At 61.6% G+C, this 23,388-nt stretch carries 21 protein-coding genes and 1 other RNA gene; 11 read left to right on the forward strand and 11 right to left on the reverse strand.

From position 1 onward, the window contains the following. Positions 1-185: 185 nt before the first annotated feature. Together zipA and ligA are read left to right on the forward strand one after the other, a co-directional pair. A complete protein-coding gene (gene zipA, locus T3A99_RS25385; protein ID WP_047227166.1) occupies positions 186-1,031 on the forward strand; it encodes a cell division protein ZipA in 846 nt (281 codons plus the stop codon). A 256-nt stretch (positions 1,032-1,287) separates the two neighbouring features. Beyond that, entirely contained in the window at positions 1,288-3,645 is a 2,358-nt protein-coding gene (gene ligA, locus T3A99_RS25390) for an NAD-dependent DNA ligase LigA (protein WP_076385642.1), read from the forward strand. Between the two features lie 178 nt (positions 3,646-3,823). On the opposite strand, the gene T3A99_RS25395 is transcribed toward ligA, so the two are convergent. Continuing rightward, a complete protein-coding gene (locus tag T3A99_RS25395) occupies positions 3,824-4,183 on the reverse strand; it encodes a DUF6124 family protein (RefSeq protein ID WP_160891993.1) in 360 nt (119 codons plus the stop codon). 419 nt (positions 4,184-4,602) lie between these two features. Between T3A99_RS25395 and T3A99_RS25400 the strand changes: the two genes are divergently transcribed. The 4 genes from T3A99_RS25400 (at position 4,603) to T3A99_RS25415 (ending at position 6,793) form a co-directional block, all read left to right on the forward strand. Next, positions 4,603-5,763 carry a zinc-binding metallopeptidase family protein gene (locus T3A99_RS25400; protein ID WP_047227169.1) on the forward strand — a complete coding sequence of 387 codons (1,161 nt, stop codon included), beginning with the start codon at positions 4,603-4,605 and terminating at the stop codon, positions 5,761-5,763. 147 nt (positions 5,764-5,910) lie between these two features. After that, an RNA gene (gene ffs, locus T3A99_RS25405) (signal recognition particle sRNA small type) lies at positions 5,911-6,007 on the forward strand. 257 nt (positions 6,008-6,264) lie between these two features. Further along, positions 6,265-6,510: a type II toxin-antitoxin system ParD family antitoxin gene (locus tag T3A99_RS25410; protein ID WP_047227170.1), complete on the forward strand. Its 246-nt coding sequence runs from the start codon at positions 6,265-6,267 to the stop codon at positions 6,508-6,510. Further along, a complete protein-coding gene (locus T3A99_RS25415; protein WP_076385640.1) occupies positions 6,503-6,793 on the forward strand; it encodes a type II toxin-antitoxin system RelE/ParE family toxin in 291 nt (96 codons plus the stop codon). Before T3A99_RS25410 ends, T3A99_RS25415 begins: the two co-directional genes overlap by 8 nt. Positions 6,794-6,898: 105 nt before the next feature. Here the strand turns inward: T3A99_RS25415 and T3A99_RS25420 are convergent, their stop codons facing one another. Next, positions 6,899-7,213: a helix-turn-helix domain-containing protein gene (locus tag T3A99_RS25420; protein WP_047227171.1), complete on the reverse strand. Its 315-nt coding sequence runs from the start codon at positions 7,211-7,213 to the stop codon at positions 6,899-6,901. Positions 7,214-7,551: 338 nt separating this feature from the next. Between T3A99_RS25420 and T3A99_RS25425 the strand changes: the two genes are divergently transcribed. Then, positions 7,552-9,294 carry a putative bifunctional diguanylate cyclase/phosphodiesterase gene (locus tag T3A99_RS25425; RefSeq protein WP_322834921.1) on the forward strand — a complete coding sequence of 581 codons (1,743 nt, stop codon included), beginning with the start codon at positions 7,552-7,554 and terminating at the stop codon, positions 9,292-9,294. Here the strand turns inward: T3A99_RS25425 and T3A99_RS25430 are convergent. After that, positions 9,246-10,013 carry a substrate-binding periplasmic protein gene (locus tag T3A99_RS25430; RefSeq protein WP_322834922.1) on the reverse strand — a complete coding sequence of 256 codons (768 nt, stop codon included), beginning with the start codon at positions 10,011-10,013 and terminating at the stop codon, positions 9,246-9,248. The genes T3A99_RS25425 and T3A99_RS25430 overlap by 49 nt on opposite strands. 143 nt (positions 10,014-10,156) lie before the next feature. Between T3A99_RS25430 and dnaX the strand changes: the two genes are divergently transcribed. The 4 genes from dnaX to recR all read left to right on the forward strand — a co-directional run bounded on the left by dnaX (position 10,157) and on the right by recR (position 14,603). Continuing rightward, positions 10,157-12,223, forward strand: coding sequence for a DNA polymerase III subunit gamma/tau (gene dnaX / locus T3A99_RS25435; RefSeq protein WP_173407151.1), 2,067 nt, complete (start codon positions 10,157-10,159; stop codon positions 12,221-12,223). Positions 12,224-12,287: 64 nt separating this feature from the next. Further along, positions 12,288-12,626 (forward strand): YbaB/EbfC family nucleoid-associated protein, encoded by a 339-nt coding sequence (locus tag T3A99_RS25440; RefSeq protein ID WP_003183512.1) that lies wholly within the window; start codon positions 12,288-12,290, stop codon positions 12,624-12,626. 273 nt (positions 12,627-12,899) lie between these two features. Continuing rightward, positions 12,900-13,934, forward strand: a complete 1,035-nt coding sequence (locus tag T3A99_RS25445; protein WP_139050725.1) for an NADP-dependent oxidoreductase — start codon at positions 12,900-12,902, stop codon at positions 13,932-13,934. A 66-nt stretch (positions 13,935-14,000) separates the two neighbouring features. Next, positions 14,001-14,603 (forward strand): recombination mediator RecR, encoded by a 603-nt coding sequence (recR, locus tag T3A99_RS25450; protein ID WP_047227281.1) that lies wholly within the window; start codon positions 14,001-14,003, stop codon positions 14,601-14,603. A gap of 132 nt (positions 14,604-14,735) precedes the next feature. On the opposite strand, the gene T3A99_RS25455 is transcribed toward recR, so the two are convergent. From T3A99_RS25455 to ccoG, 8 genes are all read right to left on the reverse strand, one after another. After that, positions 14,736-15,284: an adenine phosphoribosyltransferase gene (locus T3A99_RS25455; RefSeq protein WP_041020481.1), complete on the reverse strand. Its 549-nt coding sequence runs from the start codon at positions 15,282-15,284 to the stop codon at positions 14,736-14,738. Between the two features lie 75 nt (positions 15,285-15,359). After that, complete coding sequence (fnr, locus tag T3A99_RS25460) at positions 15,360-16,094, reverse strand: fumarate/nitrate reduction transcriptional regulator Fnr (protein WP_047227176.1); 735 nt, start codon at positions 16,092-16,094, stop codon at positions 15,360-15,362. Positions 16,095-16,187: 93 nt separating this feature from the next. Next, positions 16,188-17,570 carry an oxygen-independent coproporphyrinogen III oxidase gene (gene hemN, locus T3A99_RS25465; protein ID WP_160891999.1) on the reverse strand — a complete coding sequence of 461 codons (1,383 nt, stop codon included), beginning with the start codon at positions 17,568-17,570 and terminating at the stop codon, positions 16,188-16,190. A gap of 207 nt (positions 17,571-17,777) precedes the next feature. Next, a complete protein-coding gene (locus T3A99_RS25470; protein WP_076385628.1) occupies positions 17,778-18,461 on the reverse strand; it encodes a sulfite exporter TauE/SafE family protein in 684 nt (227 codons plus the stop codon). Further along, the gene (ccoS, locus tag T3A99_RS25475) at positions 18,454-18,672 is read right to left on the reverse strand and encodes a cbb3-type cytochrome oxidase assembly protein CcoS (protein WP_047227179.1); all 219 of its coding nucleotides are present in this window, start codon (positions 18,670-18,672) and stop codon (positions 18,454-18,456) included. Before ccoS ends, T3A99_RS25470 begins: the two co-directional genes overlap by 8 nt. Positions 18,673-18,696: 24 nt before the next feature. Continuing rightward, positions 18,697-21,147 carry a heavy metal translocating P-type ATPase gene (locus T3A99_RS25480; protein WP_274090249.1) on the reverse strand — a complete coding sequence of 817 codons (2,451 nt, stop codon included), beginning with the start codon at positions 21,145-21,147 and terminating at the stop codon, positions 18,697-18,699. A 147-nt stretch (positions 21,148-21,294) separates the two neighbouring features. Then, positions 21,295-21,834: a FixH family protein gene (locus tag T3A99_RS25485; RefSeq protein ID WP_047227181.1), complete on the reverse strand. Its 540-nt coding sequence runs from the start codon at positions 21,832-21,834 to the stop codon at positions 21,295-21,297. An 11-nt stretch (positions 21,835-21,845) separates the two neighbouring features. Next, entirely contained in the window at positions 21,846-23,261 is a 1,416-nt protein-coding gene (gene ccoG, locus T3A99_RS25490) for a cytochrome c oxidase accessory protein CcoG (protein ID WP_047227182.1), read from the reverse strand. Between the last annotated feature and the right edge of the window lie 127 nt (positions 23,262-23,388).

A 23,388-nucleotide genomic window follows, 5' to 3' on the forward strand; every position in this document is an offset into this window, starting at 1 on the left:
AGAATGGCGCAAGCCTACGCGACAGACGGTGTAAAGTTATCTTTGGTCGTGCTAGTTTAATGTCAATTTTTCGTATGCGTGGGCAAAACGCCATTCAGAACATAGAGTTGGCGCCACGTTTTAAAGCGGTTTGCACATAGCTAAGCCCCTTATTTTTCAGCATTTTTATAGAGGCACGGGATTACATGGAAATCGGTCTGCGCGAGTGGCTGATCGTCATCGGCATTATTGTCATTGCCGGTATTCTTTTCGACGGCTGGCGCCGCATGCGCGGCGGCAAGGGGAAACTCAAGTTTCGTCTCGACCGCAGCCTGTCGAACCTGCCGGATGACGATGGCAATGCCGAGCTGTTGGGCCCGCCCCGGGTGCTGGATACCCATAAGGAGCCGCAACTGGATGAGCATGACCTGCCGTCGATGAGCGCGCCAGTGCGCGAGCCACGGGAAACGGGTTCCAAGCGCGGCAAGCGCAACAGCGAACCGTCCCAGGGCGACCTGAACCTCAATCTTGACCTGGACGGCGGCCCGAGCTTCAGCAGCCGCGACGACGACTTCCCGGACGAGAACAAACCCGTGCGCGGCGACAAGGACCAGGCCCAGGCCGAGGAAGTGCTGGTGATCAGCGTGATCTGCCGCGACCCGGCCGGCTTCAAGGGCCCGGCGCTGTTGCAGAACATCCTGGAGAGCGGCCTGCGTTTTGGCGAGATGGACATTTTCCACCGCCATGAAAGCATGGCCGGCAACGGCGAGGTGCTGTTCTCCATGGCCAACGCGGTCAAGCCAGGCGTGTTCGACCTGGACGACATCGACCATTTCAGCACCCCAGCGGTGAGCTTCTTTCTCGGCCTGCCCGGCCCGCGTCATCCCAAGCAGGCCTTTGACGTGATGGTGGCCGCGGCGCGCAAGCTGTCCCAGGAACTCAACGGTGAGCTGAAGGACGACCAGCGCAGCGTGCTGACCGCCCAGACCATCGAACACTACCGCCAGCGCATCGTCGAATTCGAACGCCGGGCGCTGACCCAGAAGCGCTAAAGTCGGCAGAATTTTTCTGGCTGAAGGGCTTTTGTGGCGAGGGGATTTATCCCCGCTGGGCTGCGCAGCAGCCCTAAATCCTGGCCCCTTGGCCTTATCAGCTAGTTGAGTCGTTAGCTTTGGGACTGCTTCGCAGCCCAGCGGGGATAAATCCCCTCGCCACAGGTTGTATGTTCGGCGGGCTCAGGTCCGACTGCCGATGATTTCAAAAAATTGAGCAGCCTAGGCTGCTCTTTTGCTTTATGAGAGAACATCCATGACTGCCGTCCAAACCCGCATCCAACAGCTGCGTACCGAGCTGGATCAGCACAACTACCGCTACCACGTCCTCGACGAACCGAGCATCCCGGACGCCGAGTACGACCGCCTGTTCCATGAGCTCAAGGCCCTGGAAGAGCAGCATCCGGAGCTGGTGACCAGCGACTCCCCGACCCAGCGTGTCGGCAGTGTTGCACTGTCGGCCTTCAGCCAAGTCCGCCACGAAATCCCGATGCTCAGCCTGGGTAACGCCTTCGACGAAACCACCATGCGCGAATTCGACCGCCGGGTGACCGAAGGCCTCGACCTGCCCATGGGCGACTTGCTGGGCGGTGGCGCTGCGGTGGAGTACAGCTGTGAGCCGAAGCTCGACGGCCTGGCGGTCAGCCTGCTGTACCAGGACGGCCTGCTGGTGCGCGGCGCCACGCGCGGCGACGGCACCACCGGCGAAGACATCAGCGTTAACGTGCGCACGGTGCGCAACATCCCCCTCAAGCTGCAGGGCAGTGGCTGGCCGCCGGTGCTGGAAGTGCGCGGCGAGGTGTACATGTCCAAGGCCGGCTTCGAACGTCTCAACGCCACGCAACTGGAGGCGGGCGGCAAGACCTTCGCCAACCCGCGCAACGCGGCCGCGGGCAGCCTGCGCCAGCTGGATTCGAAGATCACCGCCAATCGTCCGCTGGAATTCTGCTGTTACGGCATCGGCCAGGTGACGGCGGACATTGCCGACACCCACATCGGCAATCTCAAGCAGCTCAAGGCCTGGGGCTTGCCCATCAGTCGCGAACTGAAACTGGCCCACGGCATCGACGAGTGCCTGGACTACTACCGTGACATCGGCGAGCGGCGTAACGCGCTGCCATACGAAATCGATGGCGTGGTGTTCAAGGTCAACAGCATCGCCTCCCAGCGCGAACTGGGTTTCCGCGCCCGGGAACCGCGCTGGGCCATCGCCCATAAATTCCCGGCCAGCGAAGAACTCACCGAACTGTTGGACGTCGAGTTCCAGGTCGGCCGCACCGGCGCCGTGACACCCGTGGCGCGGCTCAAGCCGGTCAAGGTAGCCGGTGTGACCGTGGCCAACGCCACGCTGCACAACATGGACGAAGTGGCGCGCCTGGGCCTGATGATCGGCGACACGGTGATTATCCGCCGCGCCGGTGACGTGATCCCGCAAGTGGTGCAAGTGGTCACCGAGCGTCGCCCGGAAAACGCCCGTCCCGTTGAAATCCCGCAACAGTGCCCGGTGTGTGGCTCCCATGTGGAGCGTACGCAGCTGGTCAAGCGCAGCAAGGGTCGTGAAACCATCAGCGAAGGCGCGGTGTACCGCTGCGTTGGTCGTCTGGCCTGTGGTGCGCAGCTCAAGCAGGCAATCATTCATTTCGTGTCGCGCCGGGCCATGGACATCGAAGGCCTGGGCGAGAAGAGCGTCGAACAGTTGGTGGACGAGGGGCTGGTGGGCTCGCCTGCGGATCTGTATGCCCTGACCTTCGAGCAAGTGGTCGACCTGGAAGGCTTCGCCGAACTGTCGAGCAAGAACCTGTTGGCGGCCATCGTCGACAGCAAGAAGCCGAGCCTGGCGCGCTTCATCTACGCCCTCGGCATCCCGGACGTGGGCGAGGAAACCGCCAAGGTCCTGGCCCGCTCCCTCGGCTCACTGGAGCGTGTGCAAGCGGCCTTGCCGCAAGTGCTCACGTACTTGCCGGACGTCGGCCTGGAAGTGGCCCACGAGATCCACAGCTTCTTCGAAGACTCGCACAACCGCCAGGTGATCGAGGGCTTGCTGCGCCATGGCCTGGATATCCAGGACCAGGGCGAACTGGGCGCCGAGTTCTCCGCCAGCACCACCCTGGGCGGTTTCCTGGACAAGCTGAACATTCCCTCGGTCGGGCCGGGCGGGGCGCAGAAGCTGGCGGACAAGTTCGGTTCGCTCGAAGCGGTGATGAACGCCGACTGGCTGGACATGCGCCAGGCCCTGCCGGAAAAACAGGCCAACGCCGTGCGCGAGTTCTTCGCCATCGCCGCCAACCGCCAACAAGCCGAAGCCGCCGAGAAGCAACTGCAGGCCTTCGGCATGCACTGGCAGAGCGAGAAAAAAGTCGTCGAAGGTTTGCCCGAAGCCGGGCACACCTGGGTGCTGACCGGATCGCTGGAGTTGATGAGCCGCGATGTCGCCAAGGACAAACTGGAAAGCCTGGGGGCCAAGGTGGCCGGTTCCGTGTCGGCGAAAACCCATTGCGTCGTCGCCGGGCCGGGGGCCGGGTCGAAACTGACCAAGGCCAATGAGCTGGGGCTCAAGGTGCTGGATGAAGAAGCGTTTGTGGCGTTCTTGAGTCAGCACGGCATCACGGTTTAGTCATGTCGCCAGGAAACTCGGACCCATTGTGGCGAGGGGATTTATCCCCGCTGGGCTGCGCAGCAGCCCTAAAATCTGCCATCTCGGTCTGTCTGGTTGATTGAGTCGAAAGGATTGGGGCCGCTGCGCGGCCCAGCGGGGATAAATCCCCTCGCCACAGGGTTATGTGGCGAGTCGGCTAGCGCGGGTCGACGTTATCCAGTGCCCGATTCGCCAGCAACCCTCCCAGCTCGATCAACTGCTGAATACCCAGCGCCACATGCCGCCGCGAACCCTCCAGCTCGAACGCCAGATCACTGATCATGGCATCGGCCGAAGCCAGGGTTTCACTGAGGTTGGCGAGCAGGCATTCGGTGTCGATGCCGTTGATCACGGTGAAGAGCTGAGCGGGTGCGGGATCAGCTTCCGGCGTTTCCGGTTTTGGCTTCAGGTAGAAGTCGAGGGCGCGCTCGGCGGCTTCGTCGAGTTTCTTAGCGGCGGCGGTTTTGTGCGGGGATGTTGGATCGGTGTCCGGTGGGTTGGGGGTTGCTTTGAACATGGTGACGCTCCTATGGGATGGAGCCACCAAGGCCTGTCGCTAAACAGAAATGGTGGCGGCTGCACGCAGGTTAGCGAACCGGTCATAGGCACCCGGCAGACTCGAAGGTCTCCCACATACAGCCGCCATAACGTCATTGCAGTTAGACCTGCAACGAAGCATGGGCCGCTTATGCACCTAGAATGATCCGGGTCGCTAAACCCGATCGCTGATTCGTCAGCGACCCGGAAACGATAAAGTCCGGCCCATAGGCGCACAAGCCGGCGGATTCTGGCGCAGTTGTAGGCAATGGCGCAAGGCGGGGTAGCCCGACCCGGCAGCGTCCTACACAATGCTCACAATCTTCGGATGATTCGCACGCTCCTGGGAACGATCACGCACAGGAGGGGATCTAGTCTTGCAGGCCCCCGGAGATCACCATGTACCGCTTCTTCGAGCAACTGAGTTCACGCATCGCCGCGCCCTTTACGGGCGATCGCTCGCGTAACAGCAAAATCTGGCCGTGTCGTTGCGGCCAGTCGCTGTTTTTTCGCAACAGCCAGTGCCTGGCCTGCCAGGCGGTGTTGGGCTATCAGCCCGAGCAAAGCCGCTTGTCGTCCCTGCAACCCGGCGAGCAGCCTGGCACCTGGACCCTGGATGCCGACCCACAAGCCGGGTTGTTTCGCCGTTGCGCCAACCTCGACACGCCGGCGGCCTGCAATTGGCTGCTGCCGGCCAATGGGCACGACACCTTGTGCATCGCCTGTAGCTTGAACCGCACCATTCCCGACCTGTCGATCCCGGAAAACCCCGAACGCTGGTGCAAGGTCGAAACCGCCAAGCGGCGGCTGGTGGCGCAATTGATCACCCTCGGTTTGCCTGTCATCCCAAAAACCGTCAGTGAAAGTGAGGGGCTGGCCTTCGATTTCATCGGCGTCGACCTCGATGGCACGCCTCCGACCACCGGCCACGCCAGCGGGTTGGTCACGCTCGACATCAAAGAGGCCGACGATGCCCACCGCGAGCATGTGCGCCAGCAGATGCGCGAGCCGTATCGCACTTTGCTCGGGCATTTTCGTCATGAGGTGGGGCACTACTACTGGGACCGGTTGATCGCCAACAGCCATTGGCTCGATGCATTTCGCGAGCAGTTTGGTGACGAGCGGGCCAGCTATTGCGATGCCCTGGAACGTCACTATCAGCAAGGCGCGCCGCTGGACTGGCAAACCCACTACGTCAGCGCCTACGCCACCATGCATCCTTGGGAAGACTGGGCGGAAACCTGGGCGCATTACCTGCATATGATGGACGCGGTGGACACGGCCCTGGGTTTTGGCATGAGCGCCGGGGAAATGGATTTCGACTACCAGCCGTTCCCGCCCGAGACCTTGTTCGACCCTGAACATACGGGGGGCGTGGCCTTTCTTTCGTTCGTCAACGCCTGGATCGAACTGGCCGGCATGCTCAACGAACTGTCGCGCAGCATGGGCCAACCGGATTTCTACCCGTTCGTCGTACCCGCCGCGGTGATCACCAAGCTGCATTTCATCCATCTGGTGATTCAGGAGGAGGGCGGCCGGGCTGACGAGGTGCTGCTGTAACCGCCGACTTGTGGGAGCAAGCTTTGTTCTCACAGGCAAGTGCTTGAACATCTTCAGTTTTTTAATCCGGCGCGAACGGTTGTAACTTCTCGTCAGATAGGTACAATGGCGCGGCTCGCCGTCAGGCGGGCGTCGTTATGGTGACCCCATCGGTCCCCCCGCAACGATTACCCGTGAACCTGGTCAGATCCGGAAGGAAGCAGCCACAGCGGGAACATTGTGTGCCGGGGTGTGGCTGGTGGGGTTGCCTCCATAACGCCCAGGCCTTCGTTCGCAAGGTTTGTCGAATTTTCTTATCTACTTTGTTTGTTGATCGATTACCGGTCGATATTTTCTGCTGCCTGATGGAAAGCAAAGAGCTCCAGTGCGTTGCTGCGCAGTGGGGCTTTTTGACTGGAGGGGGCAAAGGATTTGCGTACGGGCCTTTGCAGTGCTCGTTCTCGATATCGCACCAATAGTATGATAATTTTGCGTGAGTCGATCATTTTCCCGAGGCTCATCATGGGTACCGTTCGAAAAACCATCACCGTCACCGACCAACAAGACGGCTGGATCAAGGCTCAGATCGAAGCGGGTCACTACACCAATGATAGCGAATACATTCGCGATCTGATTCGGCGCGAGCAGGAGCGTAGCGCTGAACTTGAGGCTATCCGGTCCGCCCTGAAAGAGGGTGAATCCAGTGGAAAACCTCAACCATTCGATCCCGATGCGTTCAAGAAGAGAATGCTGACAGCGCATGGCTGAATACCGCCTTACACCTGCCGCCGAGCGTGATCTTGAAATTGTCTGGACCTATACCGCCCAACGATGGGGCGTGGCGCAGGCCAATCGATACGTTGATACCATCATTGCGGCGTTTTCTGAACTGGCGCAGCAGCCTAAGATAGCTCCAGCCTGTGACCATGTTCGAACTGGTTATCGCCGACGTAGTGTCGAACGACACATGATTTACTTTCGGATCACGGCTTATGGGATTGCGGTGATTCGTGTCTTGCATGATCGGATGGATACACTTCGGAATTTGTGACAGTAGCCTTTCAATAGAGCCGGACAGCGAACAAGCAAAAAAGCCAAAGAGGAACCCGATCCGTCGCACACCGACAGCCCGGACTCCTCTTTTTTCATGTCTGCTTCAAGGCTTCGACAGTGCCTGGTCTACCGCCGCAATCAGCTTCCCCAGATCCTTCGCGGTGGCTCTGTGTATGACACCAAACAGGTACGCTCGCTGTTCGTCCTCATCGTCCATGTCGGCAAAAAATGCTTTGAGCTGCACATCCAGTTTGTCGGCAAGCAAGACCAAGGCTTCCATGCTCGGGGTGTAGGTGCCGGTTTCGAAGCGGCTGATGGTTTTGGGGTCAAAACCGGTTTTTTCGCCAAGTTCAGCCTGAGTAAGCCCCGCTACTTTGCGATAGCGTCTGATGGCCGGACCCAAACTTGAAATTTGCATCGCTTAATTCCCATTTAGAATCAAGAACTTAACGATAGATTTTTGCATTAGGCAACCGCATGATCCATCACCTTGCTTTGCAAAATGTGATGTGTTTCGTAGAATCGGCCTTTGGCACGGGCATTTGGTGACCTGCTTCAGAAGCCTGGATGTGCGAAAAAGGCGAGCCTTGCGTTTTCTTGTTGTACACAAGGCGACGCTTGGCGCCTTCAGGTAGCACCGCCACGGCCCGCGCTCCAGCGTATCTCAAGGTGTTTGAGCCTAGTTGATTTTTCGCCTGTCCTGGGGCGGTGCAACCGCGCGCGACAAATGAGCCTGACTCATGGATGACTGCTTCGATGGATAAGAAGTACCGCAGAGCCGTTGACGCCGCCGCGATTTTTTCTGAAACCGATCTGAGCGGGCGCATTACCTACGTCAACGACCAGTTCTGTAAGCTTTTTGGCTACCCGCGCGATGAGCTGTTGGGGGCTAACCATCGCCTGATCAACTCCGGCCAGCACCCGGACGAGTTCTTCAGCGCCATGTGGCGCACCATCGCCCTGGGGCAGGTCTGGAAGGGTGAGATCTGCAACCGGGCCAAGGACGGTACGCTGCATTGGGTCGATACCACTCTGGTGCCGGTGATCGACGATGCGACCGGTCAGATCGAGCGCTATCTGGCGATTCGTTTTGATGTCAGCGAGAAGCGTCAGTTGTTGCATTCGCTGCAATGGCGGGTCGGTCACGACGTGTTGACCGGGTTGCCCAACCGCACCTACCTGTCCGACCTGCTGGATCAGGCCCTGGAATTTTCCAGGGCGCAGAGCTTGCCCCTGGCGGTGTGCATGCTTGACCTGGATGGCTTCAAGGCTGTGAACGACGGCCACGGCCATGCCAGTGGTGACCAGTTGCTGGTGGAGGTCGCCCGGCGTCTGCGCAGCATCGTGCGGGGGGAGGATGTGGTGGCGCGGTTGGCCGGCGATGAGTTTGTGCTGGTACTGCGCCATGTATGCGGGCTTGAGGAATTGCATGCCGCGTTGAACCGGGTGCTGATTGCCGTCTCCATGCCGTATGCCATTGATGGCAAGGCCATCAAGGTCTTCGCCAGCATTGGCGTCACCCTGTTTCCCGGTGACAACGAAGACGCCGATACCTTGTTGCGCCACGCCGACCAGGCGATGTACGTGGCCAAGCAGAGCGGCCGCAATCGCTTTCATTTGTTCGACGTGTCCCGGGACCAGGAAGTGCGGGCCACTTACCAGACCGTCGAGCGGGTGCGGCAGGCCATGGCCGGCAACGAATTGCGCCTGCATTTTCAGCCCAAGGTCAACATGCGCCATGGCACGGTGGTGGGGCTCGAGGCGCTGCTGCGCTGGAAACACCCCCAACGGGGCCTGGTACCGCCCCGGGAGTTCCTGCCGCTGGTGGAGGAAACCGACCTGATCGTCGAGATCGGTGAGTGGGTCATGGAGCAGGTGCTGATTCAGTTGCGGCAATGGCAGCACGCGGGGCAAGTCTGGCCGGTGAGCATCAATATCTCGGCGCGGCATTTCCAGCGGGCAGATTTCGTCGAGCGGTTGCGGCAGGTGCTGCAACGGCACCCGGCGGTGTCGCCGCGCATGCTGGATCTGCAGATCGTTGAATCCTTGGCGGTGGAAAACCTTGCCCACGTCAGCGCCTGTCTCCAGGCGTGCCAGGCCTTGGGCGTGGGGTTTTCCCTGGGCGGTTTCGGCACGGGATACTGTTCGCTCAATGACCTCAAACACCTGCGCACGCAGACCATCAAGATCGACAAGACCTTTGTCCGCGACATACTCAATGACCGCGATGATCTGGCGCTGACCGAAGCGGTCATCGGTTTGGCCAGGGCGTTTGGGCGCCAGGTGGTGGCGGAGGGGCTGGACAGCCTGGAGCATGGTCAATTGCTGCTGCGCCTGGGCTGCGAAGTGGCCCAAGGCTATTTCATCGCCCGGCCCATGCCACCCGACCAGGTGCCTGGCTGGGTGAAAGGATTTGTTTCGCCGCCGCAATGGCAGCATCAGTCGGACGTTCAGGGCGAATCGGATCCGGCTTGCGGCGATTCTTTATGTCCGGTGTAGGACTGGATGATCGCGTCGATTTCCCCCGACGTTTTCATCTTCAATAAGGTGCGCAGAATGCGTTGGGCCGGAATGTTTTGATCATCGCGCACATAACAGCCCAGCCCGCGCTCCTGGAGAACTGCCACGGCACGCAGTTGCCGGTCTGGGGGATGTCGTTGATTGAACCAGTCCAGCGCCCATTGATTGCTCACCGCGTAGCGATAGCGCCCGGCCAGAAGCTTGGCCAGGACTTGTTCCTGGCTGCGTGCATCGTCACGTCGCAGATGCCCGCCGTCAAATAACGGCTGCAAGGTCGGGTAGGTATAGCTGAGGACGGTTCCGACCGGCTGGTGGGGCAGGGTGGCGGGCGTCACCACCTTGGGGGAGCTGGCCGTGCCCACCAGCACGTCGCGCTGGAAAAACAGCGGGACGCTCCACAGGTAATTGCCACCCGTATCCTTTACCCACTCGGGGGTGACATAACACCGTACGTCGACTTCGCCGTGGTTCATGGCATTGTCCAGCCGGGCGCGGGCCAGCACATGAAACTGTGCCGACATCCCCACCTGGGCCGCCAGGCGGGTCATTACGTCGGGGATGATACCCTGGATCGGGCGACCTTCTTCAGTCTGCACCATGGGCATGGCCCAACTGTCGGTAATGGCGAAACGCAACGGGATTTCGCCAGCAAAACACCCTGAACCCAATAACAGCAAAGCCCCCATGGCCGAACGCATAAACTCTCCTGATGGTGCAAAATCCTGTCGGCAACCAGGCCCCTGACCCAAGCTTAGACAGATTAGACGAGCACACCGGATGCAATTTCGCCCCTGCTCCGCTAGCATTAGCCGCTTCTGCTTTCCAGTGGCGATGGTTTTCGATGAGTTATCAGGTTCTTGCACGCAAATGGCGTCCGCGCTCGTTCCGCGAAATGGTCGGCCAGACCCATGTGCTCAAGGCCCTGATCAATGCCTTGGACAGCCAGCGGCTGCATCACGCCTACCTGTTCACCGGCACGCGCGGCGTCGGCAAGACGACCATCGCGCGGATCATCGCCAAGTGCCTGAATTGTGAAACCGGTATTACCTCGACGCCGTGTGGCGAGTGCTCGGTATGCCGGGAAATCGACGAAGGCCGTTTCGTCGACCTGATCGAGATCGACGCCGCCAGCCGCACCAAGGTCGAAGACACCCGTGAACTGCTCGACAACGTGCAGTACGCGCCAAGCCGTGGGCGCTTCAAGGTCTACCTGATCGACGAAGTGCACATGCTTTCCAGCCATTCCTTCAATGCGCTGCTCAAGACCCTCGAAGAGCCGCCGCCCTACGTCAAGTTCATCCTGGCGACCACCGACCCGCAGAAGCTTCCTGCAACGATTTTGTCCCGCTGCCTGCAGTTCTCCCTTAAGAACATGACCCCGGAGCGGGTGGTCGAGCATCTGACCCACGTGTTGGGTGTCGAGAACGTACCGTTCGAAGACGATGCGCTGTGGCTGCTGGGTCGCGCCGCCGATGGTTCGATGCGTGACGCCATGAGCCTGACCGACCAGGCCATTGCCTTTGGTGAAGGCAAGGTCATGGCTGCCGATGTGCGGGCCATGCTTGGCACCCTCGACCACGGCCAGGTCTACGACGTGTTGCATGCGCTGATCGACGGTGACGCCAAGGCGTTGCTCGAAGCGGTGCGTCACCTGGCCGAGCAGGGGCCGGACTGGAATGGCGTGCTTTCGGAGATTCTCAACGTGTTGCACCGTGTCGCCATCGCCCAGGCCTTGCCCGAGGGGGTCGACAACGGTCATGGCGACCGCGATCGGGTGCTGGCATTGGCTCAGGCGCTGCCGGCCGAAGACGTGCAGTTCTACTACCAGATGGGGCTGATCGGTCGGCGCGACCTACCCCTGGCGCCGGATCCGCGCGGTGGTTTCGAAATGGTGCTGCTGCGAATGCTCGCGTTCCGGCCAGCCGACACGGACAACTCCCCGAGGCAACCGCTAAAGCCAGTGGGGATCAGCCAGGCCACAGCTGATTCCGCCAAGCCAGTGGCTGCCGCGCCCGTCGTTGCGCCGGCAGTGGCCTCTGCCCCGGCAGCGGTTGAGCAACCGGCCCCGGTGCCTGTCGTCGCAGCGCCTGAGCCCGAGCCCGAGCCTGTCGTCGAGGCGTTGCCGCAGCCGGTCGCTGAAGAAGTGGTCGACCTGCCCTGGAACGACCCGGTCGAGGCTCAGGTCGTCCAGCAGCCTGCCGTGGAACCGGTGCTGGAAACCGTCGCCGAGCAACCCGAGTTGCCACCGATGCCTATGCCCACGCCCGACAGCGTGGTACCCGACGCGCCCGAGTGGGTGGCTGCACCGGTGCCTGAGCCCACGGTGGCGGACGTTGATGTCGCCACGCCAGGCATGGACCTGGATGATGAGCCGCCACTGGACGAGGATTACATCGAGCCGGACATGGATTCGGCCTACAGCTATCTGGATGAACTGGCCAGCGAGCACGCCGCCGAGCCGGCCCCGGAGCCCGAGCCTGAACCGGCGGCGATGCCGGCTACCGGGCTGGCCCTGCAATGGCTGGAGCTGTTCCCGAAACTGCCGATTACCGGCATGACCGGCAGCATTGCCGCCAACTGCACGCTGATCTCCGTGGAGGGCGACCACTGGCTGCTGCACCTGGACCCGGCCCACAGCGCGCTGTTCAACGCCACGCAGCAGCGCCGTCTCAACGATGCACTGAACCAGTATCACCAGCGCACGCTGACGCTGAGCATCGAGCTGATCAAGCCTGAGCAGGAGACGCCGGCCCAGGCCGCGTCCCGCCGCCGTGCCGACCGTCAGCGCGAAGCCGAGGAGTCGATCCACGGTGATCCGTTCATCCAGCAAATGATGCAACAGTTCGGTGCCGTGGTCCGTCACGATACTATCGAACCTGTCGAGGCCCCGGTGACCCAGGGCTCATAACTGAAAGCGTCAGGCCGAACGGGCCGGGCGCGGTGTTTATCCAAGTACTTTCGAGGTGATTCCCATGATGAAAGGTGGCATGGCCGGCCTGATGAAGCAGGCGCAGCAGATGCAGGAAAAAATGGCCAAGATGCAGGAAGAACTGGCCAACGCCGAAGTCACCGGCAAGTCCGGCGGCGACATGGTGACCGTGGTCATGACCGGTCGCCATGACATCAAGCGTGTCAGCATCGACCCGAGCGTGGTCGAAGGCCTGAGCGAAGACGACAAGGAAATGCTCGAAGCCCTGTTCGCCGCCGCCGTCAATGACGCAGTGCGCAAGATCGAAGCCAACAGCCAGGACAAAATGTCCGGCATGACCGCTGGCATGCAACTGCCGCCGGGCATGAAACTGCCGTTCTGACTCGCCATCCCGGTCGGGATGGGCTACATACAATGCCAGGCATCGCGCCTGGCATTTTTGTTTGTGTCACAAGGCGAGTGCGCTAGAAACTTTACCTGTGGGAGCAAGGCTTGCCCGCGATGAACGATGACGCGCCGCTGCGACGAACCGAGGCGTCTGCATCGCGGGCAAGCCTTGCTCCCACCAGTACCCACTGAACAAACATCGAACGCCGCCCAGCCGGCAATGGTCTGCTTCCTGTAAGTGCCACTCAACGATCAAGGAGACGCTTCCATGTCACAAGCATCGACCACCCACCAGCGCATCGTCCTCGCCTCCCGCCCCACAGGTGCTCCCACCCCGGACAACTTCCGTCTGGAGCAGGTGACGTTGCCGGAGCTGCAGGAGGGGCAGATCCTGCTCAAGACGCTGTTTCTCTCATTGGACCCTTACATGCGCGGACGGATGAGCGACGCACCTTCCTACGCCGCGCCGGTGGAAATCGATGAGGTGATGACCGGTGGTGCTGTCAGCCGGGTCGAGCGTTCGATGCATCCGAAGTTTCAGGAGGGGGATCTGGTGGTGGGCGCTACGGGGTGGCAGAGCCACACTGTCAGCGATGGCCGCAATGTCATTCCGATCCCGTCCGGGCTGCCCAGCCCGTCGATGGCGCTGGGTGTGCTGGGCATGCCGGGCATGACCGCGTACATGGGCCTGATGGAGATCGGTCAGCCCAAGGCCGGGGAAACCCTGGTGGTCGCGGCGGCCTCGGGCGCAGTCGGCTCGGTGGTCGGCCAGGTGGCGAAGATCAAGGGCCTGCGGGTGGTCGGTGTGGCCGGCGGCCCCGAGAAATGCAAGTACGTGGTCGACGAGTTGGGGTTCGACGCCTGTGTCGATCACAAGCGCGATGACTTTGCCGAGGCACTGGCCCGGGCTTGCGACAAGGGCATCGACATCTATTACGAAAACGTCGGTGGCAAGGTGTTCGACGCCGTGGTGCCGCTGCTCAACGCCAAGGCGCGGATTCCCCTCTGTGGCCTGATCGCGTCCTACAACGAGCATGAAGCCCCTAGCGGCCCGGATCGCTTGCCGCAATTGCAGCGCACCTTGCTGACCAAGCGCGTGCGGATCCAGGGGTTTATCGTGTTCGACGATTTCAGTGGTCGTCAGCCGGAGTTCATCAGCGCCATGGCGCCTTGGGTGCGTGACGGCAAGGTCAAGTTCCGCGAAGACGTGGTCGATGGCCTTGAGAATGCCCCACAGGCCTTTATCGGCCTGCTTGAAGGGCGCAACTTCGGCAAGCTGGTGGTGCGGGTGGCGCAGGATTGAGTATTTGACGCTAATCGGAGGCGCGGGTATAAACCGCGTCTCGTTGTTATGTCGGACATTTCCTCCATGAGCTTCAGCCCTTTGATTCGCCAACTGATCGACGCCCTGCGAACTTTGCCGGGTGTGGGTCAGAAAACTGCCCAGCGCATGGCGTTGCAATTGCTTGAGCGTGATCGCAGCGGCGGTTCGCGTCTGGCTCTGGCCCTGAGCCAGGCCATGGAAGGGGTAGGGCATTGCCGTTTATGCCGCACCCTCACTGAAGACGACCTCTGCCCGCAATGCGCCGACCCGCGTCGGGACGACAGCCTGCTATGCGTCGTGGAAGGTCCCATGGATGTGTACGCCGTGGAGCAGACCGGTTTTCGCGGCCGTTATTTCGTGCTCAAGGGGCATTTGTCTCCGCTCGACGGCCTGGGACCGGAAGCCATCGGCATTCCGCAACTGATGGCGCGGATCGAAGAGGCCGGGACTTTCACCGAAGTCATCCTCGCCACTAACCCGACGGTCGAAGGCGAAGCCACCGCCCACTACATCGCGCAATTGCTCAACAATAAGGGCCTGATCGCCTCACGCATCGCTCATGGCGTGCCGCTGGGCGGCGAGCTGGAACTGGTGGACGGCGGGACGCTGGCGCATTCGTTTGCCGGGCGCAAACCGATCGCTTTATAACTGCCACGAATAACCCTGTGGGAGCGAGCCTGCTCGCGATAGCGGCAGATCAGCCACCATTGATGTCGGCTGACACACCACTATCGCGAGCAGGCTCGCTCCCACATGGGGTGTGTGTGCTATTGACGGGCGTTACCTTTCGCTCAACGAAAACTGCGTCAGGCAGAACGTCGGTATCCCCATGTCTTCCAGGCGCTGCGAGCCAAGCAACTCCGGCAGGTCGATGATCGCCGCGGCCTCGTGGACCTTGGCGCCCATGCGGCGGATCAGGTTGGCGGCGGCGATCAGCGTGCCGCCGGTGGCGATCAGGTCATCGAACATCACCACCGAATCACCCTCGCACAGGCTGTCGGCGTGAACTTCAAGGAAGGCTTCGCCGTATTCGGTCTGGTAACCCTCGGCCAGCACATCCGCCGGCAGCTTGCCTTGCTTGCGAAACAGCACCAAGGGCTTGTTCAACTGATAAGCCAGGATTGAGCCGATCAGGAAGCCTCGCGCATCCATCGCGCCGATGTGGGTGAACTCGGCCTCGACATAACGATGGGCGAAGCTGTCCATCACCAGCCGCAACGCGGTGGGGGACTGGAACAGTGGGGTAATGTCGCGAAAGATCACGCCCGGCTTGGGGAAATCGATCACGGGGCGGATCAGGGATTTGATATCGAAGGAGTCGAAGACCATCGTCTAGGTGTCCTGGCAGGCTGCAAACGCCGGAGTATAGCGCGGCAAGGCGAACCTGGGCCGCGCGCATGCTCATCAGCCGTCGATCGAGCCACCCGCCAGGGCGCAGAGCTGGATCGGGTCGAGAATATGGATCTCCTTGCCTTCGGCGGCGATCAACTCGTTCTGTTGGAAACGGGTGAATACTCGGGATACGGTTTCCACCGCCAAGCCCAGGTAATTGCCGATTTCGTTACGCGACATGCTCAGGCGGAACTGGTTGGCCGAAAACCCGCGAGCGCGGAAACGTGCCGAGAGGTTGACCAGGAACGTGGCGATGCGTTCGTCGGCGGTTTTCTTCGAGAGCAGCAGCATCATTTGCTGATCGTCGCGGATCTCCCGGCTCATGACCCGCATCAACTGACGACGCAGTTGCGGCAGTTGCAAGGCCAGTTCGTCCAGGCGATCGAAGGGGATCTCGCACACAGAGGTGGTTTCCAGCGCCTGGGCCGAGACCGGATGGGTTTCGGTGTCCATGCCCGACAGACCCACCAGCTCGCTGGGCAGGTGGAAGCCGGTGAGCTGTTCTTCGCCGCCATCGCTCAGATTGAAGGTTTTCAAGGCGCCCGAGCGCACGGCATAGACGGAATCGAAGGTGTCGCCCTGGCGAAACAGGAATTCACCTTTTTTCAACGGTCGGCCCCGTTTAACGATGTCGTCCAGCGCGTCCATATCCTCCAGATTCAATGAAAGTGGCAGGCAGAGCGGAGCCAGGCTGCAATCCTTGCAATGGGCCTGGTTGTGGGCGCGCAGTTTGACTGGCTCGGACATTTCTTAAATCCTTGTGGGAAACACACATAAGCCGTAAGGGTAACTCAGCTAAGGTACTCCGGCCAGTGGGCTTTCATCGTCAAATTGTCGCGCTCAGATGACTCGGGAGAAGCGCTGTCGGTTGTGTCCTTCCAGATAGGCATCAAAGACCATGCACACCGAGCGCACCAGCAGGCGCCCGGCGGGCAGTACCTTGATGTGGCTGCTGTCCAATTCGATCAGGCCGTCCGCAGCCATCTCTTGCAGTTGTGGCCACAACGGTGCGAAGTAACCGCGAAAATCGATGTTGAACGTTTGTTCGATGTCGGTGAATAGCAAATTGAAATGGCAGATCAACTGCTGGATCACCGCGCGCCGCAGCCGATCGTCGGCATTGCACAGCAGCCCGCGACTGGTCGCCAGTTGACCGTCGGCCAGGGTGTTCTGGTAATGGCTCAGGTCACTGCTGTTCTGGCAGTACAAATCGCCGATCTGGCTGATGGCTGACACGCCAAGGCCGATCAGGTCGCAGTGACCATGGGTGGTATAGCCCTGGAAGTTGCGTTGCAGGGTGGCGTCTTCCTGGGCAATCGCCAGTTCGTCGTCGGGCAGGGCGAAGTGGTCCATGCCGATATAGCGATAACCCGCCGCGGTCAGTTGTTCGATGGTGCCTTGCAGCATCGCTAGTTTCTGCGCCGGGTTGGGCAGGTCCTGGCTGTTGATGCGGCGTTGGGGCATGAAGCGTTCCGGCAAGTGGGCGTAGTTGAACACCGAAAGCCGGTCCGGCTGCAGCTGGATGACTTCCTGGACCGTGCGGGCGAAATTTTCCGGGGTCTGTTTGGGCAGCCCGTAGATCAGGTCGATGTTGATCGAACGGAACTGCAAGGTCCGGGCGGCTTCGATCACCGCGCGGGTTTCTTCCAGGCTTTGCAGGCGGTTGACGGCGCGCTGCACGGCCGGGTCAAGGTCCTGCAGGCCGATGCTGACGCGGTTAAAACCCAGTTCCCGCAACAGGCCCATGGTGGACCAGTCGGCTTCCCGGGGATCGATTTCGATCCCGTAGTCGCCGGAATCGTCCTCCAGCAGGTTGAAGTGTTGGCGCAACCTGGCCATCAACTGGCGCAGTTCGTCATGGTTGAGGAACGTCGGGGTGCCGCCGCCCAGGTGCAACTGTTCTACGCGCTGGGCCGGGTCGAGGTGGCAGCCGATCAGCTGGATTTCCTGTTCCAGGCGTTGCAGATAGGCATGGGCGCGGCTGCGGTCCTTGGTGATGACTTTGTTGCAGGCGCAGTAGTAGCAAATGTTCGCGCAGAACGGCACATGCACATACAACGACAGTGGCCTCAAGGCTTTGCGGCTGTCGCGCAGGGCGTGGAGCAGGTCGAAGGTCCCCACCTGGCTGCCGAATTGCGCCGCGGTCGGATACGAGGTGTAGCGGGGCCCCGCCAAGTCGTAACGGTGGATCAGGTTTGAGTCCCAACGAATGGCGTCGAGCATGCGGGCGTTTCCCGGATAGGCTGGCATGGGCGAGAGTTTAAGAGGGAGGGCGCGGGGCGGTTTTGATTTGCGTCAACGGGGGGTGGAGTCTGGGCGAGGGCCAATCGCGAGCAGGCTCGCTCCCACAGGGATTTGCGGTGTTCATGAGGTTTGGGTCAGCCGCGATCCAGTGTGGGAGCGAGCCTGCTCGCGATGGCGGCGACTCGGTCAATGCCCCATGAGCCAATGCTGATGCGGCCCTGGCAGGGTCCAGATACCAAAGACAATCACCAACAGCCCGCCGGCCATGCGCACGCTGCGTTTGCGCAACAGGGCGGTGATGCGTTCGGCGGCCATGCCCGTGGCGAGCAACACCGGCCAGGTGCCGAGACCGAAGGCGAGCATCAGCAACGCGCTGTCCAGCGCATCGCCCTGGCTGGCCGACCAGAGCAGGGTGCTGTAGACCAACCCGCACGGCAGCCAGCCCCAGAGCGCGCCGAGCAGCAAGGCCCTGGGCAGGCTCGACACCGGCAGCAAGCGGTTGGCGACGGGCTGGATATGCCGCCACAGGCCACGACCGACGCCTTCGATGCGGGTCAGGCCGCTCCACCAGCCCGCCAGGTACAGGCCCATGGCGATCAACAGCAGGCCGGCCAACACGCGCATGACCATCGCCGCCGGACTATTGGCCACGGCCCAACCAGCCAGGCCGATCAGCAACCCTGCGCTGGCGTAGCTCAGAATCCGCCCAACGTTGTAGGCCAGCAGCAATCGAAAGCGCCGGCTGCGCTGTTCCTTGGGGATTGCCAGGGTCAGGGCGCCCATCAGGCCGCCGCACATCCCCAGGCAATGGCCGCCGCCCAATAAACCCAGGATGAGCGCCGAGACCAACAATGGCGCCAGATCAAGCATGGGGCGGGGCCTTGTCGTCCGGCTTGCGGGGCTCGCCGCTGGCTTCGTCCACCGCTGCCTTGTGGTTCGGATCCTGATCGTCGAACAGAATGCTGTGGGCCGGACCGTCGAGGTCGTCGTACTGCCCGCTGTCCACGGCCCAGAAGAAGATGTAGACGGCAATGGCCACGATCAGCAGTGCGGCCGGGATCATCACGTAAAGAGCTGGCATGTCGGAACTCCATGCCCGCGCGGCTCAGGCCGGCAGCGGGCGGGTATCGGGCGAGGCATCGAAAACCTGCATCTTGGGCTGGCGAGTCAGCCTCAGCGCATTCAACACCACGGTCAGCGAACTGATGGACATGCCGATCGCGGCCCACACCGGCGTAATCCAGCCGAGGGCGGCGAACGGCAACATGAGGCCATTGTACAGTGCCGCCCACACCAGGTTCTCGATGATCACCCGCCGTGTGCGCCGGGCCAGGCTGAAGGCGTGGATCAGGGCGTCGAGACGGTTGGACAGCAGCACCGCATCGGCGCTGGTCTTGGCAAGATCGGTGGCCGAGCCCATGGCGACACTGATGTCCGCCGCCGCCAGCACCGGCACGTCGTTCACCCCGTCGCCGAGCATCAGCACCTTGCGGCCCTGCTGGTGCAACTGTTGCAACACGGCCAGTTTGTCGTCCGGGCGCAAACCGCCGCGGGCCTCATCGATGCCCAGTTCGGCGGCGACACTGGCAACCATGGGCGAACTGTCGCCCGACAGCAACAGTGTGCGCCAGCCCCGCGCTTTGCAGGCGGCCAGCAATGCCGGGGCGTCGGTACGCAAGCGGTCGTCGAGGACGAACCAGGCCAACGGACCGATGTCATCACCCAGCAGCAACCATTGTCCGGGCTCATCCGGCATCACCGGCACCGCTGCGCCACTGAGTTCGCAGACAAAACCGGGTTGGCCGATGCGCAGGCGCTGGTCACCCACCAGCCCTTCCAGACCCAGCCCCGGGGTGTTTTGCACATGCTCGGCGGCCAGTGGCGCGCGGCCAAAGGCACGGGCGATGGGGTGTTCGGAGCGATTTTCCAGGGCAGCGGCCAGGCCCAGGCATTGATCACTGTCCAGGGCTGTCAGCGTGCGAATGGCGCGCAACGCCAGACGCCCTTCGGTGAGGGTGCCGGTCTTGTCGAAAATTACCGTGTCGATCTGGTTCAGGCCCTCCAGCACATGGCCGCGAGTCAGCAGCAGGCCAAGCTTGTGCAGCGTGCCGGTGGCGGCGGTAAGAGCGGTTGGCGTGGCCAGGGACAGTGCGCAAGGGCAGGTGGCGACCAGCATCGCCAGCACAATCCAGAAGGCGCGAGAGGCATCCAGTTGCCACCACAGCACACCGATGGCCGCCGCAGCGACCAGGGAGAACAGCAGGAACCATTGCGCGGCGCGGTCGGCGATTTCCGCCAGCCGCGGCTTCTCGGCCTGGGCTCGTTCCAGCAACCGGACGATGGCCGACAGCCGGGTGTCTTGCCCCAGTGCCAACACCTGGACCGTCAAGGCGCCTTCCACGTTAAGGGTGCCGGCCGTCACCGTGTCGCCCACTTGGCGAGGTTGTGGCAGGTATTCGCCGGTCAGCAGTGATTCGTCCACGCTGGACTGGCCGTCGAGGATTCTGCCGTCGGCCGGCAGGACCGCGCCGGGATGCACCAGGACCCGGTCGCCGGTGCGCAATTCGCTGAGCAGGATGCGTTCACTCTGGCCGTTATCCTCCAGGCGCAGGCACGAGGCCGGCAGCAGATTAACCAGTTGTGCGGTGGCGGCAGCGGTGCGCTCCCGGGCACGGCGTTCCAGGTAGCGACCGGCCAGAAGGAACAGTGCGAACATGCCCACGGCATCGAAATACAGCTCGCCCACCCCGGTGACGGACGTCCAGATCCCGGCCACGTAGGCGCCGCCAATGGCCAGGGACACCGAAACGTCCATGGTCAGGTGTCGGGTGCGCAGGTCGCGCATCGCGCCCTTGAAGAACGGCGCGCAGCTATAAAACACGATAGGTGTGGTGAGGAACAGCGCGACCCAGCGCAGGATGGTGTGCATCTCCGGGCTCAGGTCGATGTTGAATTCCGGCCAGGTGGCCATGGTCGCCATCATCGCCTGGAACCAGAGCAAACCGGCTACGCCCAATTGGCGCAGGGCCAGGCGATTTTGCGCAGCCAGTTGTTCGCTGGCCTGGTCGGCTTGGTAGGGATGGGCGACGTAGCCGATCTGGCGCAGTTCGGCCAGCAAGGTGCTCAGCGGCAATTGAGCGTCGGCCCAGCTCACGTGCAAGCGGTGATTGGACAGGTTCAGCCGCGCCTCGGCCACGGCGGGCAGGCTGCGCAGTTGTTTTTCGATCAGCCAGCCGCAGGCGGCGCAACTGATGCCTTCGATCAGCAGCGTGGTTTCGGCCAGCTCGCCTTCATGGCGCACGAACGACTGCTGCACGTCCGGGCGGTCGTACAGCGCCAGCTCATCGGTCAACTGGACCGGCAGGGTTTCGGGGTTGGCCGACGCTTCGCTGCGATGCTGGTAATAGCTTTCCAAACCACCAGCGACAATGGCCTCGGCCACCGCCTGGCAGCCCGGGCAGCACAGCTCACGGGTTTCACCCAGGACAACGGCGGTGAAGCGACTGCCTGGGGGGACGGGCAGGGCGCAGTGGTAGCAAGGCAGTGGGGTGGTCATGAGGTATTCACATATCGAAACTTTCTGGCATCTGAAGGCCTTTTCGCGAGCAGGCTCGCTCCCACAGGTCTGCGTCGTTGTGAATTGAACCTAACGACACCTCAATGTGGGAGCGAGCCTGCTCGCGATTGCGCGCAGCGCAGCCGTCTATTTCTTCAGGTCTTCAGCGCCTTGCAGCGGTTCATCGCCGAGCAGGATGGCCTGGTCATGGTTGATCTGCTCTTCTTCGAACAGGCGCCAGGTCTTGTCGTTCTCCACCCCCAGCAATTCGACAAAGCGCCGGCCTTCGATCTTGTCCGTCAATTGACCGACATACCGTCCCGGCTCGCTGTCGTTGCGCGTCAGGACGATCTTGCGATCCTTCTCCGGCTGGGTGGGCGAGATCAGGCTCAGTTCCAGGGTCTGGGGCCGGCTGTCGCCGCTCAGGCGCAGGTTCACTTCGCCGGTGACGTCATCCAGTTGCACGTTGGCATGCAGTTGCAGGGTCTGGCCCAGCAGTTCGCGCTCCAGGGAGCGGTTGATGCCCTTGCCGGCTTCGTAGTAGTTGTCGTTGACCAGGTTGTCCGGGTTGTTCACGGCGATGGTCACCATGGTCAGACTCAGCGTCACCGAGCAGGCGAGGATCGCAATGATGATCCACGGCCAGAGATGCTTGTACCAGGGGCTGGTGGCGGTTGCTGCAGGCATGTTCAGTTCTCTCAACGAATTTGTGGGCCGATGAACCGGCTCTTGGCTTCAACATGAACGCTGTCGTCATCGGCATCCTTGAGGATGAACGTCACCTCGTTGGTGCTCGACGGCAGTTGGTCCGGTGCACTGGACAGTTCTACCGGCTGGGTGAAGATCTCACCGGCCGCGACCTTGATTTCCCGGCGTCCCTGGAGCTTGAGATCCGGCAGGCCGGAGGCCTCCAGCACGTACGTATGGTCGTGCTGGTCCTTGTTCATGATCTTGAGGCTGTAGACGTTCTCGATCCGGCCTTCGGCGTTCTCGCGGTACAGCACGCGGTCCTTGCTGACGTCGAAACCGACCAGCGAACGCATGAAGAACGCGGTCACCAGCAGACTGATCATTGCCAGCAGCACCAGGGCATAACCGATCAGGCGTGGGCGCAGTTTATGGGTTTTCTGCCCCGAGAGGTTATGTTCGGTGGTGTAACTGATCAGCCCGCGCGGATAATCCATCTTGTCCATGATGTTGTCGCAGGCGTCGATGCACGCCGCGCAGCCGATACATTCAATCTGCAGGCCATCGCGAATGTCGATACCGGTGGGGCAGACCTGGACGCACATGGTGCAGTCGATGCAGTCCCCCAGGCCCAGGGCCTTGTAGTCAACGCCCTTCTTGCGCGGGCCACGGCTTTCGCCCCGACGCGGGTCGTAGGAAACGATCAGGGTGTCCTTGTCGAACATCACGCTCTGGAAACGGGCGTAAGGGCACATGTAGATGCACACCTGCTCGCGCAGCCAGCCGGCGTTGCCGTAGGTGGCGAGGGTAAAGAAGCCGACCCAGAAATACGACCAGCCATCGGCCTGGCCGGTAAAGAATTCGAACACCAGTTCGCGAATCGGCGTGAAATAACCGACGAAGGTCATGCCGGTCACAAAACCGATCAGCAGCCACAGGCTGTGCTTGGCCAACTTGCGCAGGAACTTGTTCCCGCTCATGGGCGCCTTGTCGAGCTTGATGCGTTGGTTGCGGTCGCCTTCGGTGACCTTCTCGCACCACATGAAAATCCAGGTCCACACGCTTTGCGGACAGGTGTAGCCGCACCAGACCCGCCCGGCATAGACCGTAATGAAAAACAGGCCGAAGGCGGCAATGATCAGCAGTCCGGACAGGAGGATGAAGTCCTGGGGCCAGAAGGTCGCACCGAAAATGAAAAATTTGCGTTCGGGCAGGTTCCACCAGACGGCCTGATGCCCGCCCCAGTTCAGCCAGACCGTACCGAAATACAGCAGGAACAACACGCCACCGCCGACCATCCGCAGGTTGCGGAACAGGCCGGTGAAGGCACGGGTGTAGATTTTTTCCCGAGAGGCATACAGGTCGACGCTTTGGTTCGCGTCCTTGGCAGGCGGGGTGACGTCATGTACCGGAATCTGGTTACTCATCAAAATGCATCCCACGGCAGTGGAAAAGTGCCGGGATCAGTACGTGCCGACCACGGTCAGAAAGGGTATTGCAGTGGTGCAATGATACGCCTGTAGGTCTAGCTCAAGGGTGCGACCTTTGGTCGCG

It is taken from the genome of Pseudomonas sp. N-137 (genome assembly GCF_034555295.1).
GTDB classification, from domain to species: domain Bacteria; phylum Pseudomonadota; class Gammaproteobacteria; order Pseudomonadales; family Pseudomonadaceae; genus Aquipseudomonas; species Aquipseudomonas rhizophila.

What these genes read in the sequence shown, in the direction of transcription:
- T3A99_RS25395 (WP_160891993.1), bottom strand. Translation starts at nt 4,183, where the DNA reads ATGTTCAAAGCAACCCCCAACCCACCGGACACCGATCCAACATCCCCG.
- ccoS (WP_047227179.1), bottom strand. Translation starts at nt 18,672, where the DNA reads ATGCCAGCTCTTTACGTGATGATCCCGGCCGCACTGCTGATCGTGGCC.
- T3A99_RS25445 (WP_139050725.1), top strand. Translation starts at nt 12,900, where the DNA reads ATGTCACAAGCATCGACCACCCACCAGCGCATCGTCCTCGCCTCCCGC.
- T3A99_RS25455 (WP_041020481.1), bottom strand. Translation starts at nt 15,284, where the DNA reads ATGGTCTTCGACTCCTTCGATATCAAATCCCTGATCCGCCCCGTGATC.
- ccoG (WP_047227182.1), bottom strand. Translation starts at nt 23,261, where the DNA reads ATGAGTAACCAGATTCCGGTACATGACGTCACCCCGCCTGCCAAGGAC.
- dnaX (WP_173407151.1), top strand. Translation starts at nt 10,157, where the DNA reads ATGAGTTATCAGGTTCTTGCACGCAAATGGCGTCCGCGCTCGTTCCGC.
- T3A99_RS25415 (WP_076385640.1), top strand. Translation starts at nt 6,503, where the DNA reads ATGGCTGAATACCGCCTTACACCTGCCGCCGAGCGTGATCTTGAAATT.
- ligA (WP_076385642.1), top strand. Translation starts at nt 1,288, where the DNA reads ATGACTGCCGTCCAAACCCGCATCCAACAGCTGCGTACCGAGCTGGAT.
- T3A99_RS25430 (WP_322834922.1), bottom strand. Translation starts at nt 10,013, where the DNA reads ATGCGTTCGGCCATGGGGGCTTTGCTGTTATTGGGTTCAGGGTGTTTT.
- zipA (WP_047227166.1), top strand. Translation starts at nt 186, where the DNA reads ATGGAAATCGGTCTGCGCGAGTGGCTGATCGTCATCGGCATTATTGTC.
- T3A99_RS25480 (WP_274090249.1), bottom strand. Translation starts at nt 21,147, where the DNA reads ATGACCACCCCACTGCCTTGCTACCACTGCGCCCTGCCCGTCCCCCCA.
- T3A99_RS25410 (WP_047227170.1), top strand. Translation starts at nt 6,265, where the DNA reads ATGGGTACCGTTCGAAAAACCATCACCGTCACCGACCAACAAGACGGC.
- T3A99_RS25400 (WP_047227169.1), top strand. Translation starts at nt 4,603, where the DNA reads ATGTACCGCTTCTTCGAGCAACTGAGTTCACGCATCGCCGCGCCCTTT.
- recR (WP_047227281.1), top strand. Translation starts at nt 14,001, where the DNA reads ATGAGCTTCAGCCCTTTGATTCGCCAACTGATCGACGCCCTGCGAACT.
- T3A99_RS25425 (WP_322834921.1), top strand. Translation starts at nt 7,552, where the DNA reads ATGGATAAGAAGTACCGCAGAGCCGTTGACGCCGCCGCGATTTTTTCT.
- T3A99_RS25485 (WP_047227181.1), bottom strand. Translation starts at nt 21,834, where the DNA reads ATGCCTGCAGCAACCGCCACCAGCCCCTGGTACAAGCATCTCTGGCCG.
- hemN (WP_160891999.1), bottom strand. Translation starts at nt 17,570, where the DNA reads ATGCTCGACGCCATTCGTTGGGACTCAAACCTGATCCACCGTTACGAC.
- T3A99_RS25470 (WP_076385628.1), bottom strand. Translation starts at nt 18,461, where the DNA reads ATGCTTGATCTGGCGCCATTGTTGGTCTCGGCGCTCATCCTGGGTTTA.
- T3A99_RS25420 (WP_047227171.1), bottom strand. Translation starts at nt 7,213, where the DNA reads ATGCAAATTTCAAGTTTGGGTCCGGCCATCAGACGCTATCGCAAAGTA.
- T3A99_RS25440 (WP_003183512.1), top strand. Translation starts at nt 12,288, where the DNA reads ATGATGAAAGGTGGCATGGCCGGCCTGATGAAGCAGGCGCAGCAGATG.
- fnr (WP_047227176.1), bottom strand. Translation starts at nt 16,094, where the DNA reads ATGTCCGAGCCAGTCAAACTGCGCGCCCACAACCAGGCCCATTGCAAG.